General features: G+C 59.7%; 14 protein-coding genes and 1 pseudogene. All 15 read left to right on the top strand.

The annotated features are described in order from the left end of the window. Positions 1-452 precede the first annotated feature (452 nt). Complete coding sequence (glgA, locus tag AB4P97_RS08835; protein WP_042559011.1) at positions 453-2039, top strand: glycogen synthase GlgA; 1587 nt, start codon at positions 453-455, stop codon at positions 2037-2039. Positions 2040-2057: 18 nt separating this feature from the next. Further along, positions 2058-3860 carry a malto-oligosyltrehalose trehalohydrolase gene (gene treZ, locus AB4P97_RS08830; RefSeq protein WP_115148060.1) on the top strand — a complete coding sequence of 601 codons (1803 nt, stop codon included), beginning with the start codon at positions 2058-2060 and terminating at the stop codon, positions 3858-3860. Further along, the gene (gene malQ / locus AB4P97_RS08825) at positions 3857-5935 is read left to right on the top strand and encodes a 4-alpha-glucanotransferase (protein ID WP_047300953.1); all 2079 of its coding nucleotides are present in this window, start codon (positions 3857-3859) and stop codon (positions 5933-5935) included. Before treZ ends, malQ begins: the two co-directional genes overlap by 4 nt. Continuing rightward, on the top strand, positions 5932-8700 hold the full coding sequence (locus AB4P97_RS08820) for a malto-oligosyltrehalose synthase (protein WP_395602467.1): 2769 nt from the start codon (positions 5932-5934) through the stop codon (positions 8698-8700). Before malQ ends, AB4P97_RS08820 begins: the two co-directional genes overlap by 4 nt. A gap of 27 nt (positions 8701-8727) precedes the next feature. Next, positions 8728-9057 carry a DUF2934 domain-containing protein gene (locus AB4P97_RS08815; RefSeq protein WP_395602466.1) on the top strand — a complete coding sequence of 110 codons (330 nt, stop codon included), beginning with the start codon at positions 8728-8730 and terminating at the stop codon, positions 9055-9057. A 223-nt stretch (positions 9058-9280) separates the two neighbouring features. Next, complete coding sequence (gene glgX, locus AB4P97_RS08810; protein ID WP_042559006.1) at positions 9281-11440, top strand: glycogen debranching protein GlgX; 2160 nt, start codon at positions 9281-9283, stop codon at positions 11438-11440. Position 11441: 1 nt separating this feature from the next. Continuing rightward, the gene (locus AB4P97_RS08805; protein ID WP_395602465.1) at positions 11442-12440 is read left to right on the top strand and encodes an acyl-CoA dehydrogenase; all 999 of its coding nucleotides are present in this window, start codon (positions 11442-11444) and stop codon (positions 12438-12440) included. Next, a complete protein-coding gene (locus AB4P97_RS08800; RefSeq protein WP_395602464.1) occupies positions 12437-13207 on the top strand; it encodes a PIG-L deacetylase family protein in 771 nt (256 codons plus the stop codon). The genes AB4P97_RS08805 and AB4P97_RS08800 overlap by 4 nt, the downstream gene beginning before the upstream one ends. Continuing rightward, on the top strand, positions 13204-13803 hold the full coding sequence (locus tag AB4P97_RS08795; RefSeq protein ID WP_042559003.1) for an SAM-dependent methyltransferase: 600 nt from the start codon (positions 13204-13206) through the stop codon (positions 13801-13803). The genes AB4P97_RS08800 and AB4P97_RS08795 overlap by 4 nt, the downstream gene beginning before the upstream one ends. Then, positions 13800-14486 (top strand): glycosyltransferase family 2 protein, encoded by a 687-nt coding sequence (locus AB4P97_RS08790; RefSeq protein ID WP_042559002.1) that lies wholly within the window; start codon positions 13800-13802, stop codon positions 14484-14486. The genes AB4P97_RS08795 and AB4P97_RS08790 overlap by 4 nt, the downstream gene beginning before the upstream one ends. A 155-nt stretch (positions 14487-14641) precedes the next feature. Next, a complete protein-coding gene (locus AB4P97_RS08785) occupies positions 14642-15400 on the top strand; it encodes a PIG-L deacetylase family protein (RefSeq protein WP_042559001.1) in 759 nt (252 codons plus the stop codon). Positions 15401-15516: 116 nt separating this feature from the next. Next, the gene (locus AB4P97_RS08780) at positions 15517-15672 is read left to right on the top strand and encodes a hypothetical protein (protein ID WP_395602463.1); all 156 of its coding nucleotides are present in this window, start codon (positions 15517-15519) and stop codon (positions 15670-15672) included. 21 nt (positions 15673-15693) lie between these two features. After that, entirely contained in the window at positions 15694-16899 is a 1206-nt protein-coding gene (locus AB4P97_RS08775) for a YncE family protein (protein ID WP_395602462.1), read from the top strand. A gap of 173 nt (positions 16900-17072) precedes the next feature. Further along, positions 17073-17255: pseudogene (locus AB4P97_RS08770) on the top strand (PIG-L family deacetylase); the annotation flags it as partial. A gap of 116 nt (positions 17256-17371) precedes the next feature. Then, the gene (locus AB4P97_RS08765) at positions 17372-18745 is read left to right on the top strand and encodes a YncE family protein (RefSeq protein WP_395602461.1); all 1374 of its coding nucleotides are present in this window, start codon (positions 17372-17374) and stop codon (positions 18743-18745) included. The last annotated feature ends 80 nt before the right edge of the window (positions 18746-18825 follow it).

Genomic DNA, 18825 nt, shown 5'->3' with positions numbered 1-18825 from the left:
CACAACAGTGCGCTCGTCTCCCTCGCTAGCACGAAAACGTGACCGCCCGGTCACCGTTTTGACCCCTCCAGGCAAAAAAACCTGCCCTTCGTCGGTGCGTTTCCCTCCACATACCTCCCCTCGCAACACCACGTAACCGATTGTCGAACAATTTACCCATTTGCTCTGGCCCGCTCTAGGATCTGGCCTAGACTCATTTTCGCGGGGTAAAAACTGTCGGTCACAAACTCGAAAAAAAGTCGAAACTTTTGCGGAGCCCGGCGGGTCATCTCAAAGGTAGGGCTGAAGCGAGTGGTGCAATCCTTGCAATGGCCTCTCCACCCATTCTGCTTTGCGCGTGCTGGGTAGCGTTTGCTCCCCACTGCGCGGTGCGTTTGCGCCCGGCCACAGGATTTGGCCATGAACATCGTTTGTTTGAGACAAGAATCAGATCAAAAACACGGGAGATTCATATGATCAGTGCGGCATTGGACATTCAGGGAGAACGTGCTCAGCAGTCGATAGGCGAAGCGAGCACCGTCAGCATTCCCGGCAGCCGGTCGATCAACGTCCCGAGCAGCAAAACACTGACACCGGTAGCCAGTCAGAATCCCAACAAGAAAAAAGTATTGTTCGTGACCTCGGAAATCGCCGATCTGGTGAAGACCGGCGGCCTGGGTGACGTGTCCGCCGCCCTGCCCCGCGCCATGGCGCATCTGCACGACGTCCGGGTGTTAATCCCCGGTTACCCGCAGGTGATGCACAGCGAGAACCCTATCCACATCATCGGCGAACTCGGCGGCCATGCAGCGCTGCCGCCGTGCAAGATCGGACGCATGGATATGCCCGACGGGCTGGTGATCTACGTGTTGATCTGCCCTGAACTCTACGAGCGTGAAGGCTCGCCCTACGGCGCCAACAACGGCCGCGACTGGCCAGACAACCACATTCGCTTCGCACGTCTGGGCTTGGCCGCTGCCGACATCGCCGCCAACCTCGCGCAAATTCACTGGTGCCCGGACCTGGTGCACGCCCACGATTGGCCCGCTGGCCTGGCGCCTGCTTACATGCACTGGCGCGGTCAGCGTACGCCAACCCTGTTCACCATCCACAACCTGGCTTATCAAGGCGTGACCAGCCTGGGCTCGTGCCCTGAACTCGGCATCCCGAACCATGCCCTGCAACAGGAAGGCATGGAGTTCTACGGCAAGATGTCGTTCCTCAAGGCCGGCATGGCTTATTCGAGCCACATCACCACGGTCAGCGCGACCTACGCGCAGGAAATCACTACCCCGGATTTCGGCTGCGGTCTCGACGGTTTTCTCGCCGCCAAAACCCAGCAAGGTTTGCTCAGTGGCATTCCCAACGGCATCGATGAAAGCTGGGATGCCGCAACCGACCCGCACCTGTTCGCGCCGTTTGCCATCGGCGACTGGGAAGGCAAAGCGGTCAACGCCGCGCACGTTCGCCAATTGTTTGGCCTGAAAGATTCCACTGGCCCGCTGTTCGCTGTGGTGTCGCGCCTTGTTTATCAGAAAGGCCTGGACCTGACCGAGGCTGTCTCCGAGTACATCGTGCAGAACGGTGGGCAGATCGCAATCATCGGACGTGGCGAGCCGGAAGAAGAACAGGCCATGCGTGAACTGGCGTTGCGCTTCCCCGGCCAGATCGGTGTGCGCATCGGCTTCAACGAAACTGACGCACGCCGCATGTTTGCCGGCAGCGACTTCCTGTTGATGCCTTCGCGTTATGAGCCTTGTGGACTGAGCCAGATGTATGCGCAACGCTTTGGTTCGCTGCCCGTGGCGCGCAATACCGGGGGTCTGGCCGACACCATTGAAAATGGCATGACCGGGTTCCTTTTCGACGAATCCACGCCTGAAAGCTATCGCGAAGCGCTGAGCCGCGCGTTCAAGGTTTTCGCTTTCCCTGAACTGCTCAACGCCATGCGTTGCCGCGCCATGGCTGCGCCGTTCAACTGGTGCAAAGCGGTCGAACCGTACGCTGAACTTTACGAAAAACTGGTCGCCAAGGCACTGGGTAAGGCTCACCACAAATAAGCAGGGAGTTTTTTAACGATGCCGTTACGGACCCAAGAGAACTGGCCCCACGGCGCGATCAAGCTGGACGCCGAACACACACAATTTGCGCTGTGGGCACCTGACGCGTTTTACGTCAGTGTAGAACTGGACAATGGAGAGTCGCTGCCGATGCTGCCTCAGGCAGACGGCTGGTTTGTGGTCAAGACCCGCTGTCCGGCGGGCACTCGCTACCGTTACAACATTGATGGCGAACTGGAGGTGCCCGACCCGGCCTCCAGGGCTCAGGACGGTGACATCGATCGCCACAGTGTGGTGGTCGACCCTCTCGCCTATCAATGGCAACACCTCGCCTGGCACGGTCGCCCGTGGCACGAGGCGGTGATTTACGAACTGCACGTTGGCGCGCTCGGCGGCTTTGCGGCGGTTGAAACGCATCTCGCGCGACTGGCCGAAATGGGCATTACTGCTATCGAGCTGATGCCGATTGCGCAGTATCCCGGCGATCGCAATTGGGGCTACGACGGCGTCTTGCACTACGCACCGCAAGCGTCCTACGGCACGCCCGAACAGCTCAAACACCTGATCGATACCGCTCACGGCCATGGTCTGGCGGTGATTCTCGACGTGGTCTACAACCACTTCGGACCCGACGGCAATTATCTCAACCGCTATGCCAAAGGCTTTTTCCGCGAGGACAAGCACACGCCTTGGGGCGCCGGGATCGATTTCCGCCGCCTGGAAATCCGTGATTTTTTCATCGAAAACGCTTTGATGTGGCTGCTGGAATACCGCTTCGACGGGTTACGCCTGGACGCGGTGCATGCCATTGAAGACCCGCAATTCCTGCGCGAACTGGCGCGACGCATCCGCCAGCAGGTTGATCCTTCCCGACACGTCTGGCTGACCGTGGAGAACGAATTCAACCAGTCGAGCCTGCTCGAAGAGGACTACGACGCGCAGTGGAACGATGATGGGCATAACGCCCTGCACGTGCTGCTGACCGGCGAAACCGATGCGTATTACGCCGATTACGCGCTGCAGCCGACCGAGCAACTTGTGCGCTGCCTGAGCCAAGGCTTCGTGTTTCAGGGCCACATCACCCGCCATGGCGAGCCTCGGGGTGAACCGAGCGAACATCTTCCGTCCACCGCTTTCGTGCTGTTCTTGCAGAACCATGACCAGATCGGCAACCGTGCCTTTGGCGAACGCCTGCATCAACTGGCCGATCCCCGAGCCTTGCAGGCCGCGACCGTGTTGCTGCTGTTGTCGCCGATGATTCCGCTGATGTTCATGGGCGACGAGTTCGCCGCCGAACAGCCGTTCCTGTTTTTCACCAGCCATCATGGCGAACTGGCGGAGCTGGTGCGCGAGGGCCGGCGCAATGAATTCGCCGCGTTCAGCGCCTTCGCCGATCCGCATAAACGCGAGCAGATTCCCGATCCCAATGCCGAGCAAACCTTCCACGCCTCGCAGCCACAGCTGATAGACGGCGGCACCGCGCAACAGCAGGAAACCCTCGCGCTGTACCGGCAACTTCTGCAATTGCGCCATCAGCACATCATTCCGCACCTCAGTGGCACACAAGCCCTTGGCGCGCAAATGCTCGGTTATGCGGCCGTCAGTGCGCGCTGGCGCCTGGGCGATGGCAGTGAGCTGCGAATCGACCTGAACCTCAGCGATACCGCAGTGGTCAACCCTCCACGTACCGGCGCGGTGTGGCTGTTTCAAAAGCCGCCCGCCGTCGAAGTGTCGGATGAAGGCCTGCTGCCACCGTATTGCGCGCTCGTCAGCCTCACGGCCGCAACCCCCTTGCAACCTCTGAATGGAGAGCGCCTATGAGCGATGCGCAACTGGAAATTCTTGCCAGCCGAGCCGGCCTTGCCGTCGACTGGATTGACGCCAACGGGCGGCCACAAAAAGTCGCCCCGGCGGTGCTGCGCAATGTTCTGATCGGCCTCGGCCACCCCGCCAGCACGGCGCTGGAAATCGATGCCAGCCTGCTTGAATTGCAAAAAGTCCAGCAAGACCGCCATCTGCCCCCGCTGCTGACCAGTGACGTGGGCGTCAGCGTTGACCTGGCACGCTTTTTCAAGCCCGAGACGCCGTGTGAAATCCACCTTGAAGACGGTTCGCGGATGAACCTGAAACTCGATTCCGAAGCCATGCTGCCTGGCGTGGTCCCGGTCGGCTATCAGCAAGTGCACATTGACGATCAGTACTTCACGCTGGCCGTGGCGCCGGAACGCTGCTTCAGTGTCGGCGATGCGGTCGACAACCCGCTCCCCCGCGCCTGGGGTCTGAGCGTGCAGTTATATGGCCTGCGTCGGGCTGGCGACGGCGGTTTCGGTGATACTCAGGCCCTGGAAGAACTGGCCAGGGTCGCCGGCGAGCGCGGTGCCGATGCATTGGCGATCAGCCCGATGCACGCGATGTTCAGCGCCGACACCGGGCGATACAGCCCTTATTCGCCGTCCAGTCGCTTGTTTCTGAATTCCCTGTATGCCGCCCCCGGCGCGATTCTCGGCGAACGCGCCCTGCGCGATGCTATCGACAGCGCAGGCCTGGCGGCGCAGTTCGCGCAACTCGAAGACCTGAAACTGGTCGATTGGCCGACCGCCGCCGACGCCAAACAAAAACTGCTGCACGCCTTGTATGAAGGCTTTGTCGCTGGCGATCATCCGTTGCACCCCGACTTCGCCAGTTTCCGTCACGCCGGTGGTGATGCGCTGGAAAACCACTGCCGCTTTGAAGCCATTCAGGAAATGCGCGCCGCCCGTGGCGAGAGCCTTGACTGGCGCGAATGGCCCGAGCACTGGCACGACCCGCGTGGCGCTGCCCTCGGCGCATTCGCCGAAGAGTATGCCGAGCGCATCGGTTACTTCGCCTTTTGCCAATGGCTGATCCACCGCTGCCTGGAACGCGCCCAAACCGCGGCACGCAGTGCTGGCATGGGGATTGGACTGATCGCCGACCTGGCGGTCGGTGCCGATGGCGGTGGCAGTCAGGCCTGGAGTTTTCAAGATGAGCTGCTCGCCTCGCTGACCGTTGGCGCGCCGCCCGACATCCTCAATCGTTCCGGTCAGGGTTGGGGGATTTCCGCATTTTCTCCCGAAGGTCTGATCCGCAATGGCTTTCGTGCATTCATCGAAATGCTCCGTGCCAACTTCGCCCATGCCGGCGGCCTGCGCATCGACCATGTCATGGGCCTGCAGCGGTTGTGGGTGATTCCCAATGGATCGGCGCCGGCCGACGGTGCGTACCTGTATTACCCGGTGGATGATTTGCTGCGTTTGCTCACCCTTGAGTCGCACCGCCATCAAGCCATCGTGCTCGGTGAAGACCTCGGTACCGTGCCCGACGGCCTGCAGGAAAAACTCATCGCCCGCTCCATACTTGGCATGCGCGTGCTGTTGTTCGAACAGAACAACACCCATTTCAAACCGATTCTCGACTGGCCTGACAACGCACTGGCGACTACCAGCACCCATGACCTGCCGACGCTCAACGGCTGGTGGCATGGCCGCGATATCGACTGGAACGCCCGCTTGGGTTTTGTCGATGCCAATGGCGAAATCGAATGGCGTCGCTACCGCCAGCGTGAGCGTGAAGGCTTGCGCGGTGCCTTGAGTCAGGACCCGCAGAATTTTCGCGAAGAATCCCACGAAGCAGATCAAATCGTCGACGCCGCTGTGCGTTACCTGGGCCATACCCGCGCACCGCTGGTGTTGCTGCCGCTTGAAGATGCGCTAGGCATCGACGAACAAGCCAACCTGCCGGGCACCATTGACACGCACCCGAACTGGTCGCGGCGATTGCCCGGCAACAGCGAAGCATTGCTTGACGGTGCGGATGCCGCACGGCGTCTGGAACTCTTGGCGTGTGCGCGCCTGCAAGCTGCCGAGCGTGACCAATGAGCCAAGCGAACATACAACCGTTGCGCGCCACCCTGCGACTGCAATTTCATAAAGGCTTCACCCTCGAACAAGCCGTGCCACTGGTGCCGTACTTTGCCCGCCTCGGCATCAGCCACATTTATGCCTCGCCACTGCTCGCTGCGCGGGCCGGTTCGATGCACGGCTATGACGTGGTCGACCCGACACAAGTCAATCCGGAACTAGGTGGCGAGCCTGCGCTGCGCCGCTTGGTCAGTACCCTGCGCGAACACGGCATGGGGCTGATCCTCGACATCGTCTCCAACCACATGGCGGTCGGCGGCAACGACAATCCGTGGTGGCTGGACTTGCTGGAGTGGGGCCGTCTGAGCCCTTACGGCGAATTCTTCGACATTCAGTGGCACTCGCCGGACCCTTTGATGGAAGGCCAGTTGCTGTTGCCGTTTCTGGGCAGTGATTACGGTGTCGCGCTGCAAGAGGGCACGCTCAAGCTGCAGTTCAATGCGCAAACCGGCGGCTTTTATGTCGAGCACTATGAGCATCATTTCCCGATCTGCCCGAACGATTACGGCGAGCTGCTCACATCCGAAGAAGCGCTGAAATCCTTGGCCGACCGTTTCAGCTCGCTCAGCTACCAGACCGATGCTCATTCGCTGGCCATTCCTCTGAAAGAAGAGCTTCGGCAATTGGCAAGCGAGCCGCAGATTCTCGCAGCCATTCACAGCAATCTGGCGCATTACGACTCCACCACCGAGGAAGGTTTCCAAAAGCTGCATCAGTTGTTGGAACGCCAGAGTTATCGCCTGGCCAGTTGGCGCACGGCGGCGGATGACATCAACTGGCGGCGCTTCTTCGACATCAACGAACTGGGCGGCTTGCGCGTCGAGCGTCCGGCGGTCTTCGAAGCGACTCACGGCAAAATCTTCCAGTTGATCGCCGAAGGTTTGGTGGATGGCCTGCGCATCGACCATATCGACGGCCTCGCCGACCCGCGTGGTTATTGCCGCAAACTGCGCCGCCGTGTCGATCTGCTCGCGCCGGGGCGTCACTTACCGATCTACATCGAGAAGATCCTCGGTGCCGGCGAAACCCCGCGGCGCGACTGGGCGGTGGATGGCACCACCGGTTACGAGTTCATGAATCAACTGTCGCTGCTGCAACACGATCCCGACGGTGAACACGTGCTGGGCGACTTGTGGCAACGCCGCACCGAACGCCCTGCCGCGTTCATCGAAGAGGCGCAACTGGCGCGTCAGCAGATCCTCAACGGCTCGCTGGCCAGCGATTGCGAAAGTGTCGCGCAGGCGTTACTGCAAGTGGCCCGCGATGACTTGATGACCCGCGACCTGACCCTCGGCTCGATCCGCCGGGTCTTGCAGGCGTTGATCGTGCACTTCCCGGTCTATCGCACCTACATCAGCGCGATGGGCCGCTCCGCTCAGGATGAGGTGTTTTTCCAGCAGGCCATGGACGGTGCGCGGCAGATCCTCGGCGAAGGCGACTGGCCGGTGCTCGACTGCGTCGCGGCCTGGCTCGGTGGCACGCCGTGGCGGCAGAAGCCGCGCGGGCGTTCACGCAAGATCCTCAAGCACGCTTGCGTACGCTTCCAGCAACTGACTTCACCGGCAGCCGCCAAAGCCGTGGAAGACACGGCGCTGTATCGTTCGGCCGTGTTGTTGTCGCGCAATGACGTCGGCTACAACACCGAACAGTTCAGCGCACCGGTCAGCGATTTCCACGAGATCAATCAGCAGCGTCTGGAGCAGTTCCCCGACAACCTGCTGGCCACCGCCACCCACGATCACAAACGCGGCGAAGACACCCGCGCGCGCCTCGCTGTTCTCAGCGAGCGCAGCCACTGGTACGCCGAACAGATCGAACTGTGGCGCGCCCTCGCCCGCCCGGTGCGCAGTGACGATCAAATGCCGTCGACCGGCGATGAGCTGATTCTCTATCAAGCCCTGCTCGGCAGTTGGCCGCTGGATCTGCACGATGGCGATCAGGCCGGATTGGCTGACTACGCCAAACGCATCTGGCAATGGCAGCAGAAAGCGTTGCGCGAAGCCAAGCTGCAAAGCAGTTGGAGCGCTCCCAATGAAGCCTATGAAAACGCCGCGCAGTCGTTCACCGAAAAACTGCTCACCGGCGAAGAAGGCGAACTGCTGCGCGCGGCCCTGCACAAGACCGTCAACAGCATCGCCGCCGCCGGCGCGCTCAATGGCTTGGCGCAGACTTTGCTGCGCATGACCGTGCCGGGTGTACCGGATTTGTATCAGGGCAACGAGTTCTGGGACTTCAGCCTGGTCGATCCGGACAATCGTCGGCCGGTGGATTACGCCGCTCGCGAGCACGCCCTGGAAGCAGCGTTACCGGTCGGGGAGTTGCTGCACGATTGGCGTGACGGGCGCATCAAGCAGGCCTTGATTGCTCAGGTACTGAACCTGCGCGTCGAGCATGCCGAGTTGTTCCGCCGCGGCTCGTATCAGGCCCTTGAGGTGCTGGGCAGCCAGGCGCACAACGTGCTCGCCTTTGTCCGCGAACATGCAGGGCTGCAAGCTATCGTCATCGTGCCGATTCGCTGCGCGAGCTTGCTGGAAAACAGTGCTGTACCGCAGGTCGATGCGCTGCGCTGGGGCGATACGCGAGTGGTTTTACCGTTCGCCGCCTCTGACACAAACCTGAAGGGACTTTTTGCAACCCGCGCAGTCACAAAAAACAGGGAGTTGAAAGTCAGCGACGCGCTGGGGGATGTCCCGGTCAATCTCTATATCCAACACTTAACCTAAGCGTGAGTTCAGTTCAGGAGTATTGCGATGAGCACCGACGATAAACGCATTCGCGAGTTCGCCTATCAGATCTGGGAATCTGAAGGTCAGCCGCAAGGCCAGGAAGAACGCCACTGGGAGATGGCACGCAAACTGGCCGAGGCCGAAGCACTGGCGCCGAAAAAATCGCCCAAGGCTGCCGGCAGTAAAACCGCTGGCAAGTCTGTAACCACCAAGACAGCAGACAGCAAAACCGCAGCGGCAAAACCTAAAGCGGCGTCCAAGGCCAAGCCTGCAAGCGCTGCCTCGGTGATCCCGCCGGGCGAAAAAGCCGCCGAGAAAAAACCGCGAGCCGCACGCAAGCCCCCGGCGAACTGACGCTCTTCCGAGTATTGAACTGAACGACTGTGTGGCGAGCGTGCTCGCCACCGAGGGCTCACTCGCCCTGAAAAAAGCACACAAACACCTGTGGGAGCGAGCCTGCTCGCGAAGACGTCGGTACATCCGACATCGCTGTTAGCTGACCCACCGCCTTCGCGAGCAGGCTCGCTCCCACAGGGGCTTGTGTAAAACGAACTACCCGAATTTTGCAGGAGCAATCATGACCCGTCCAAATAAAGCCGAGCCCGCCACACACGCCGAGCCATCGAGAATTCGTGAGGGTCTGCCCTTCCCGCTCGGCGCGACCTGGGATGGCTTGGGGGTGAACTTTGCCCTGTTCTCCGCCAACGCCACCAAGGTTGAACTGTGCATCTTCGATGATGCCGGCGAAGTCGAACTCGAACGCATCGAACTCCCGGAATACACCGACGAGATCTATCACGGCTACCTGCCCGACGCGCACCCGGGGATGATCTACGGCTACCGCGTTTATGGCGCGTATGACCCCGCCAACGGCCACCGCTTCAACCACAACAAACTGCTGATCGACCCCTACGCCAAACAATTGGTTGGCGAACTCAAATGGTCGGAAGCGCTGTTCGGCTACACCATCGGCCACCCTGACGCCGACCTCAGTTTCGACGAACGCGACAGTGCGCCATTTGTACCCAAGTGCAAGGTCATCGATCCGGCGCACACCTGGGGCAACGATCAGCGCGTCAGCGTGCCGTGGGACAAAACCATCATCTATGAGACCCATGTGCGCGGCATCAGCATGCGGCACCCATCGGTGCCGGAAAACGTGCGCGGCACCTTCGCCGGTTTGATGAATGACGATGTGCTCAAGCACATTCGCAGCGTCGGGGTGTCGTCGGTGGAGTTGCTGCCGATCCACGCTTTCGTCAACGACCAGCATCTGCTGCACAAGGGCATGACCAATTACTGGGGTTACAACAGCATCGCGTTCTTCGCCCCGGACCCGCGTTATCTGGCCAGCGGCAAGATCGCCGAGTTCAAGGAGATGGTCGCGCACCTGCACGAAGCCAACCTCGAAGTCATCCTCGATGTGGTCTACAACCACACCGCCGAGGGCAACGAGCAAGGCCCGACCCTGTCGATGCGCGGTATCGACAACGCGTCGTACTACCGCCTGATGCCGGATGACAAACGCTATTACATCAACGATTCCGGCACCGGCAACACCCTGGACCTGAGTCACCCTTGCGTGCTGCAAATGGTCACTGACTCGCTGCGTTACTGGGCCAGTGAGATGCATGTCGACGGTTTCCGCTTCGACCTGGCGACCATTCTCGGTCGCTATCACGACGGGTTTGACGAGCGTCACAGCTTCCTCGTGGCCTGCCGTCAGGACCCTGTGCTGCGTCAGGTGAAAATGATCGCCGAACCTTGGGACTGCGGCCCGGGTGGTTATCAGGTCGGTAACTTCCCGCCGGGCTGGGTCGAGTGGAACGACAAGTTCCGCGACACCGTGCGTGCGTTCTGGAAAGGTGACGACGGCCAGGTAGCCGACTTCGCCGCCCGCATGACCGCATCCGGCGAGATGTTCAACCAGCGTGGACGGCGGCCGTATTCGTCGGTGAACTTCATCACCGCCCACGACGGCTTCACTCTCAATGATCTGGTGTCGTACAACGACAAGCACAACGAGGCCAACGACGAGAACAATCAGGACGGCAGCAACAACAACCTGTCGTGGAACCATGGCGTCGAAGGCCCGACCGACGATCCCGAGATCAATGCCCTGCGCCATCGGCAGATGCGCAACTTCTTCGCCACCCTGCTGCTGTCCCAAGGCACCCCGATGATCGTCGCCGGTGACGAATTCGCGCGGACTCAAGACGGCAACAACAACGCATATTGCCAGGACAGTGAAATCGGCTGGGTCAATTGGGACCTGAGCGAGGACGGCAAAGCCCTGCTGAAATTCGTCAAACGTCTGATCAAGTTGCGCCTTGCTTACCCGATCCTGCGCCGTGGCCGTTTCCTGGTTGGCGAATACAACGAAGACATCGGCGTCAAGGACGTGACCTGGCTGGCACCCGATGCCACCGAGATGACCACCGAACATTGGCACGACGCCAATAACCGTTGCCTGGGCATGCTGCTCGATGGCCGCGCGCAGGAAACCGGCATCCGCCGCAAGGGCGCCGATGCGACCCTGCTGCTGGTGGTCAACGCCCACCACGACGTCGTCAACTTCACCTTGCCGGAAGTGCCTGAGGGCAGTTTCTGGACGTGCATGATCGACACCAATCAGCCGTCGATCCGTGGTCAGGAACGATTCGACTTCGGCCACGAGTACTCGGTCACCGGGCGTTCGCTGCTGCTGTTTGAACTGCAACGTGATGAAGAAGATTGATATGGACTTGCAAAACTATCTCGCCCGCCGCCCCCCGGACTACAGCGATACCGTAGCGCTGGGTGGTTGCTTGCGGGCGATGGTCGAGGCAGGGCTCGACCGCTTGCCGCTACCGGGCAGCGGTCACACGCTGCAGCGGTGGCAGCATCTGGCCACTGTCAGCGGCCACGATCTGGGGCTGTGCAAACTCTATGAAGGCCACACCGACGCGCTGGCTATCATTGAGCAACTGGGCGGTTCGCCAACGCCGGGCAGCACGTGGGGCATGTGGGCGGCAGAACCGCCGCAGGCGCGGGTGCAAGTGAGACCCGCCGGGCACTTGGTCACGTTGCATGGACGCAAGGCCTGGTGTTCTGGCGCCGCCGTTCTCAGCCATGCGCTGCTTACTGCGTGGGACGCCGATGATCAACAGCAACTGGTTGCGGTCGCACTCGATCAACCGGGCGTGACCGTCACCGATCAGGGCTGGCAAGCGGTTGGCATGGGCGCCACCGGTAGCGTCGAGGTCTTGTTCGACGGCGCCGAAGCCCAGGCCATTGGCAATCCCGGCGATTACCTGCAGCGCCCAGGGTTTTGGCAGGGCGGGATCGGCATCGCCGCCTGCTGGTATGGCGCGGCACGGCAGATTGCCGAAGTGTTGCGCCAACAGTGCACACAGCGACAGGAACCACACGCCCTCGCCCACCTCGGCGCGGTCGATACGGCGTTGCAGGCGGCTGCCGATGTGTTGCGTTTCAGCGCCTTGCACATCGATGCGCATCCGCAAGAGAACGCCGAACTCCTCGCCCGTCGCGCCCGCGCCGTGGTCGAACAGTCGGCTGAGCAGGTGATTCGCGAAGCTGGCCGCGCGCTGGGCGCCGGGCCGTATTGCAAGGATCGGCATTTCGCCCGCCTCATCGCAGACTTGCCCGTGTTCCTGCGACAAAGCCACGCCGAACGCGACCTCGCCGCCCTCGGCCAAATAGTTGCCGCACAATCTGCTGAGGCCTGGACGCTATGAACGCCGCGCAGAAAGACAATCCGATCGTGGGTCACGGCACGTCCCTGCAGCAATGGCAAAACTCGCGGCATCTGGCGGAACTGGACAGCATCGATATCCTCGAGCTTGTGCCTGCGGGCGCCCGGGCGGTGATCATTGCACCGCACCCGGACGATGAAGTGCTGGGCTGCGGCGGCATGTTGCAACTGCTTGCCGCCGCCGACCGTCCAGTGCAACTGATCTCGGTCACCGACGGCTGCGCCAGTCACCCCGGCTCGGAGCGCTGGCCGGTGGAGCGTTTGAGCGTGATTCGTCCGCAAGAGTCCGCCGAAGCCTTGCGCCGGCTCGGCATGCCGATGCATCAACTGAAATGGCTGCGCGGTGGTTTCGCCGACACCCAGGTGGCCGCTCAGGAGTCTGCATTGAGCGACTTTATCGAGCGCTATCTACGTCCCGGCGATGTGGTGTTTACCACTTGGCGTGAAGACGGCCATTGCGACCACGAAGCCGTCGGCCGCGCCAGTGCCGACGCTGCGCGCAAGGTCGGGGCAAGCTGCCACGAACTGCCCGTGTGGACGTGGCACTGGGCAACCCCCGAAGACGCGGTCGTGCCGTGGCAACGAGCACGCAAGATTCTGCTGACGCCTGAACAAGTCGCACGCAAACGCCACGCAGTGCACGCCTTTGCCAGTCAACTGGAAGGTGATCCCGCCGCCGGACTCGCCCCGGTCCTGGCGCCGCATATTCTCGAGCGTCTACTCCAACCCTTCGAAGTGGTGTTTTTATGAGCGTCGAGGATCGATATTTCGAAGGCCTGTTCGCAGATAACGATGACCCTTGGGCTTTCCGCGAACGCTGGTACGAACAGCGCAAACGCGCGATTACCCTCGCGGCGTTGCCTCGAGCGCACTATCGGGCGATTTTCGAACCGGGCTGTGCCAATGGCGAGTTGAGCGCAGAACTGGCCAGCCGTTGTGACCGACTGTTGTGCTGTGACACGGCAAGTGCTGCGGTGAAACTGGCGCGAACCCGGTTGGGCTTGTTTGATCACGCCGAAGTCCGCCAGAGCCGCTTGCCCGGCGACTGGCCGGAGGAAAAATTCGACCTGATTGTATTTAGCGAAATCGGCTACTACCTCGATGGCAAGGATCTGACAGAAGTGATCCGTCGGATCAGCGATTCACTGACGGCCGACGGGCAATTGCTGGCCTGTCACTGGCGCCCGCCCATTGAAGGCTGCCCGCTGAACGCACGGCAGGTTCACGATCTGATTCACGAACAATTGCGGCTGCCGCGTGTGGCGCTGCACCAGGAGTCGGACTTCATTCTCGAGGTGTGGAGCCGCGAACCGCGCTCGGTGGCGGCATTGGAGGGCTTGCGATGATTGGCATTCTGATCCCGGCGCACAACGAAGAAGACCTGCTCGACGAATGCCTGAGTGCGGCCATACGCGCCAGCCAGCACGGTTTGCTCGCTGGTGAGCGAGTCGAAGTGCTGGTGGTGCTCGACAGCTGCACTGATCGCTCGGCGCAAATCGTCAGCCGCTATCCAGTGCAGAGTCTGCACATCGAGGCCCGCAACGTCGGCCAGGCCCGCGCCGCCGGAGCCCAACTGTTACTGGAGCGCGGCGCGCGCTGGATCTCCTGCTCGGATGCTGACAGCCGGGTCGCCGATGACTGGCTGGTGGCTCAACTCGGGCTGGGCGCGGACGCGGTGTGCGGCACGGTCACCGTTGAGCGCTGGCATGAGTCGTTCGATGAAGCGGCGCAAATCCACTATCACCGAAACTATCGGGCGTGCGATGGTCATCGGCATATCCACGGCGCCAATCTGGGCATCAGCGCTGACGCCTATCGATGGGCCGGAGGCTTTAAACCGCTGGCGTGCGACGAAGATGTGCAACTGGTCCGGGAGCTGGAACTGGTCGGTGCCAACATCGCCTGGAGTCATCGCCCGCAGGTTCACACCAGCGCTCGCCTGGACAGTCGGGCCCGCGGCGGCTTTGGCGACTATCTGCGTCATCTGGCACAGTTGGACGCAAAAAAACCGGATCAGATTGATCTGTGACGCGACGAATCTGAATTCATGGGCAATACTCCTGTGCGCGGCAATCCAGGATTCGGAGCGCTGCCAGGCAATCAACCAGCCTTCAGGGGTCGACCACGTCGGATTTCATGACGGTGAGCGCGATCGAGGGCGAGACAAACAAGGACGTCACACCCATGAAACCGTTATCGCTAACTGAAGGTCCTTCGTCGGCGCAAATCTGGAATAGCGCGGCGCAACTCGACAACATTCCCGTCATCAACACCCGCAGCCTGGTGCCCACCGGCGCACGCGCGGTGATCATTGCGCCGCATCCCGGCGACGAAGTCGTGACCTGCGGCGGCCTGCTGCAATTACTCTCAAGCCTGGGCCATCCACTGCAATTGCTCTCCATCACCGATGGCAGCGCCAGCCATCCCGGTTCGCGACAATGGTCGGAAAAACGCCTGAGCGTATTCCGCCCGCAGGAAAGCGTCGAAGCCCTGCGCCGCCTCGGCTTGCCGATGCACAGCCTGAAATGGGTGCGCGGTGGCTTCACCGACAACGCCCTGAGCGATCAGCACAGCCAGTTGACCGAGTTCATCGGCCGTTACCTGCGGCACGGCGATGTGGTGTTCAGCACTTGGCGCGGCGACGGCAACAATGACCATGAGGCAGTCGGTCGCGCCGCCGCCGAAGCCGCAGAACTGGCCGGGGCGACTTTCCACGACGTACCCGTCTGGGCATGGCATTGGCCAGAGCGCGACCAGCAATTGATCCCCTGGCAGCGAGCGAGAAAACTGCGCCTCGACACCTGGACGGTCGCCCGCAAAAGCCACGCCACCCACGCTTATGCCAGCCAGCTCAAGGGCGAACCGGCACTCGGCATCGCACCGATGCTGCCGCCGGTGATTCTTGAGCGGATGCGATTGCCGTATGAGATTGTTTTCGTCTGACTTATCACTCGCGCGCGAATGACCATTCGTCGGCACCTGTCAGATCTGACAGGTGCGCAATCCTCCCATTCAGCGCGTAATGACTCCGGTCCCTAACCGACCGGAGTACCTCACCCATGTCCGCCAACGACCTGCCCGAAAACAGCCCCCCGACCTTAAAGGAACTCGGCATCCCCGAACTGGACCTCTCCACGCTGGTCCCCGACGCAAAAACACGCATTGATAGCAGCTCCGATAAAAGCAAAGCGGTAACGTTCCCGGTGCGCACCTAAACCATCAAGGCTGTGGAGGATGTGAAGCCGCAAATTACGTCCGTCAAAGGCTCGCCGAGCGGGGATGAAATTCCCGAGGGTGGCACTACCGTGGAAACCGCCGTCACCCTGACTGGCACTGCGGCCAAGGGCCAGAAAGTTGAAGTGTTCGACGGCACGACGTCCAAGGGGCAGCCCGTAGTTCATGCGACCACCGGCGTCTGGGAACTGGCCGTTAACGAACTTAGCGTGGCCGCGCACAGTTTCAAAGCCAAGGCCTTGTACGGCTCGGGCACAGAGTCGGCAATCCGGACGTTCACCGTGGCAGACAAACTGAAAATCACACACATTCAAGATCCACAGTACATGACGGTCAGTCCCGATGGAACATTCGCCTATGTATGCTGTTATGAATGGCCATTTCGTACAGGTGATAGATCGCTGGACCTGATCAATCTCGCGACACAGACAATAACGAAATCTGTGGTCCCGGACTACTTTGGCTATCACATTAGTGCAGTACTCTCCCCAGACGGCAGGCGAGTCTACGTTTGTGCGGGCAATATCGTCGGGTATGATGCAACTGACTTGACACTCGAACGGACCTACACTCGCAGGCATCACGCTAAATCATTGTCTTTAAGCCCTGACAACACCCGATTCTATTGCGCAATCAGTCACATCAACGCTGAACCCCCTGGAAAACTGGAGGTAATTAATGTTGCCGACGGCCAGACTATCCGAACAATAGACGTGGGATGGAACCTGGGTAAAAACCTTATAAATCCCGACGGCAGTCTAGTTTATGTTTTATGCCGAAATAGAATAGGTACTGTGCAAGGAGGAGTTGGCGTAATTGATACCAGCACTTTGAGACTTATTGACGTTATAGACACGGGAGACAACCCTTCAGACATGGTCGCAAGCCCTGACTGGGAATTCTTATATGTTACAAGGGAGTATTACAATGAATTAATCGAAATCAGCACCCGCACAAATAAGGTTACACGCCGCATACCAACCAAGTTAAAAATAACAAAGTTAGCAATCACACCAGATGGAAAACACTTGTGTGGTCTCGGGCGTGAAAATAATAACGAAGCCACGATATTCGATACCAACACACTGGATGCTCGCCCCATCCCTGCTGGCCGCAAGCCTTCCGCAGTAGCCTTCAGCAAGGACGGCCAGCGCTTATACATCTGCAATTCTCAAGACGGCAACATATGGGATGTCTCGTGGCTATAAGGATTTGAATACCTACTCCTGGAAATTCAAATGAGCGAGCTGTCGTAGCGGATTACGTCCGCTACGACACACATGAACCGCTCTGCGCCCCCCCTCTTCGCCACCAATCCGGAGTTCCGTCACCCGACGCCCACACCTTCCCCGGGTACGGCGGGGATACTGCTGCACGATAATTGATCCCCTGGCAGCGAGCGAGAAAACTGCGCCTCGACACCTGGACGGTCGCCCGCAAAAGCCACGCCACCCACGCTTATGCCAGCCAGCTCAAGGGCGAACCGGCACTGGGCATCGCACCGATGCTGCCACCGGTGATTCTTGAGCGGATGCGATTGCCGTATGAGATTGTTTTCGTCTGACTTATCACTCGCGCGCGAATGACCATTCGTCGGCACCTGTCAGATCTGACAGGTGCGCAATCCTCCCATTCAGCGCGTAATGACTCCGGTCCCTAACCGACCGGAGTACCTCACCCATGTCCGCCAACGACCTGCCCGAAAACAGCAACCCGACCTTAAAGGAACTCGACATCCCCGAACTGGACCTCTCCACGCTGGTCCCCGACGCAAAAACACGCATTGATCGCAGTTCCGATAAAAGCAAAGCGGTAACGTTCCCGGTGCGCACCTATACCATCAAGGCTGTGGAGGATGTGAAGCCGCAAATTACATCCGTCAAAGGCTCGCCGAGCGGGGATGAAATTCCCGAGGGTGGCACTACCGTAGAAACCGCCGTCACACTGACTGGCACTGCGGCCAAGGGCCAGAAAGTTGAAGTGTTCGACGGCACGACGTCCAAGGGGCAGCCCGTAGTTCATGCGACCACCGGCGTCTGGGAACTGGCCGTTAACGAACTTAGCGTGGCCGCGCACAGTTTCAAAGCCAAGGCCTTGTACGGCTCGGGCGCAGAGTCGGCAATCCGGACGTTCACCGTGGCAGACAAACTGAAAATCACACACATTCAAGATCCACAGTACATCACGGTCAGTCCCGATGGAACATTCGCCCATGTAGGCTGTTATGGAGATCCATATTATACAGGCAATAGATCGCTGAACCTGATCAATCTCGCGACACAGACAATAACGAAATCTGTGGTCCCGGGCTATGTCATTAGTGCAGTACTCTCCCCAGACGGCAGGCGAATCTACGTTTGTGCGACAAACTTCATCGCCGAGTACGATACAACTGACTTGACACTCGTACGGACCTACACTCGCAAGCACGTCCCTATATCATTGTCTTTAAGCCCTGACAACACCCGATTCTATTGCGCAATCACTCACAGCGATAGCCCCCCTGGAAAACTGGAAGTAATTAATATCGCCGACGGCCAGACTATCCGAACAATAGACGTGGGATGGAACCTGGGTAAAACCCTTATAAATCCCGAAGGCAGTCTAGTTTATGTTACAAGCCGAAATGACATAGGTGCTACGAAAGGAGGAGTTGGCGTAATTGATACCAGCACTTTGAGACTTATTGACGTTATTGACACGGGAGACCACTCTTCAGACATGGTCGCAAGCCCTGACTGGGAATTCTTATATGTTGCAAGGAACTATTCAAATGAATTAATCGAAATCAGCACCCGCACAAATAAGGTTACACGCCGCATACCAACCAAGTTAAAAATAACAAAGTTAGCAATCACACCAGATGGAAAACACTTGTGTGGTCTCGGGCCTGAAAATAATAACGAAGCCACGATATTCGATACCAACACACTGGATGCTCGCCCCATCCCTGCTGGCCGCAAGCCTTCCGCAGTAGCCTTCAGCAAGGACGGCCAGCGCATATACATCTGCAATTTTCAAGACGACAACTTATGGGATGTCTCGTGGCTATAAGGATTTGAATACCCACTCCTGGAAATTCAAATGAGCGAACTGTCGTAGCGGATTACGTCCGCTACGACACACATAAACCG

The sequence above is a fragment of the Pseudomonas sp. A1230 genome (genome assembly GCF_044218825.1).
Classification (GTDB): domain Bacteria; phylum Pseudomonadota; class Gammaproteobacteria; order Pseudomonadales; family Pseudomonadaceae; genus Aquipseudomonas; species Aquipseudomonas iridis.
This window is presented reverse-complemented; position numbering and strand designations above follow the sequence as displayed.

Coding starts and splice junctions, on each gene's coding strand:
- glgA (WP_042559011.1), top strand. CDS start 453: ATGATCAGTGCGGCATTGGACATTCAGGGAGAACGTGCTCAGCAGTCG.
- treZ (WP_115148060.1), top strand. CDS start 2,058: ATGCCGTTACGGACCCAAGAGAACTGGCCCCACGGCGCGATCAAGCTG.
- malQ (WP_047300953.1), top strand. CDS start 3,857: ATGAGCGATGCGCAACTGGAAATTCTTGCCAGCCGAGCCGGCCTTGCC.
- AB4P97_RS08820 (WP_395602467.1), top strand. CDS start 5,932: ATGAGCCAAGCGAACATACAACCGTTGCGCGCCACCCTGCGACTGCAA.
- AB4P97_RS08815 (WP_395602466.1), top strand. CDS start 8,728: ATGAGCACCGACGATAAACGCATTCGCGAGTTCGCCTATCAGATCTGG.
- glgX (WP_042559006.1), top strand. CDS start 9,281: ATGACCCGTCCAAATAAAGCCGAGCCCGCCACACACGCCGAGCCATCG.
- AB4P97_RS08805 (WP_395602465.1), top strand. CDS start 11,442: ATGGACTTGCAAAACTATCTCGCCCGCCGCCCCCCGGACTACAGCGAT.
- AB4P97_RS08800 (WP_395602464.1), top strand. CDS start 12,437: ATGAACGCCGCGCAGAAAGACAATCCGATCGTGGGTCACGGCACGTCC.
- AB4P97_RS08795 (WP_042559003.1), top strand. CDS start 13,204: ATGAGCGTCGAGGATCGATATTTCGAAGGCCTGTTCGCAGATAACGAT.
- AB4P97_RS08790 (WP_042559002.1), top strand. CDS start 13,800: ATGATTGGCATTCTGATCCCGGCGCACAACGAAGAAGACCTGCTCGAC.
- AB4P97_RS08785 (WP_042559001.1), top strand. CDS start 14,642: ATGAAACCGTTATCGCTAACTGAAGGTCCTTCGTCGGCGCAAATCTGG.
- AB4P97_RS08780 (WP_395602463.1), top strand. CDS start 15,517: ATGTCCGCCAACGACCTGCCCGAAAACAGCCCCCCGACCTTAAAGGAA.
- AB4P97_RS08765 (WP_395602461.1), top strand. CDS start 17,372: ATGTCCGCCAACGACCTGCCCGAAAACAGCAACCCGACCTTAAAGGAA.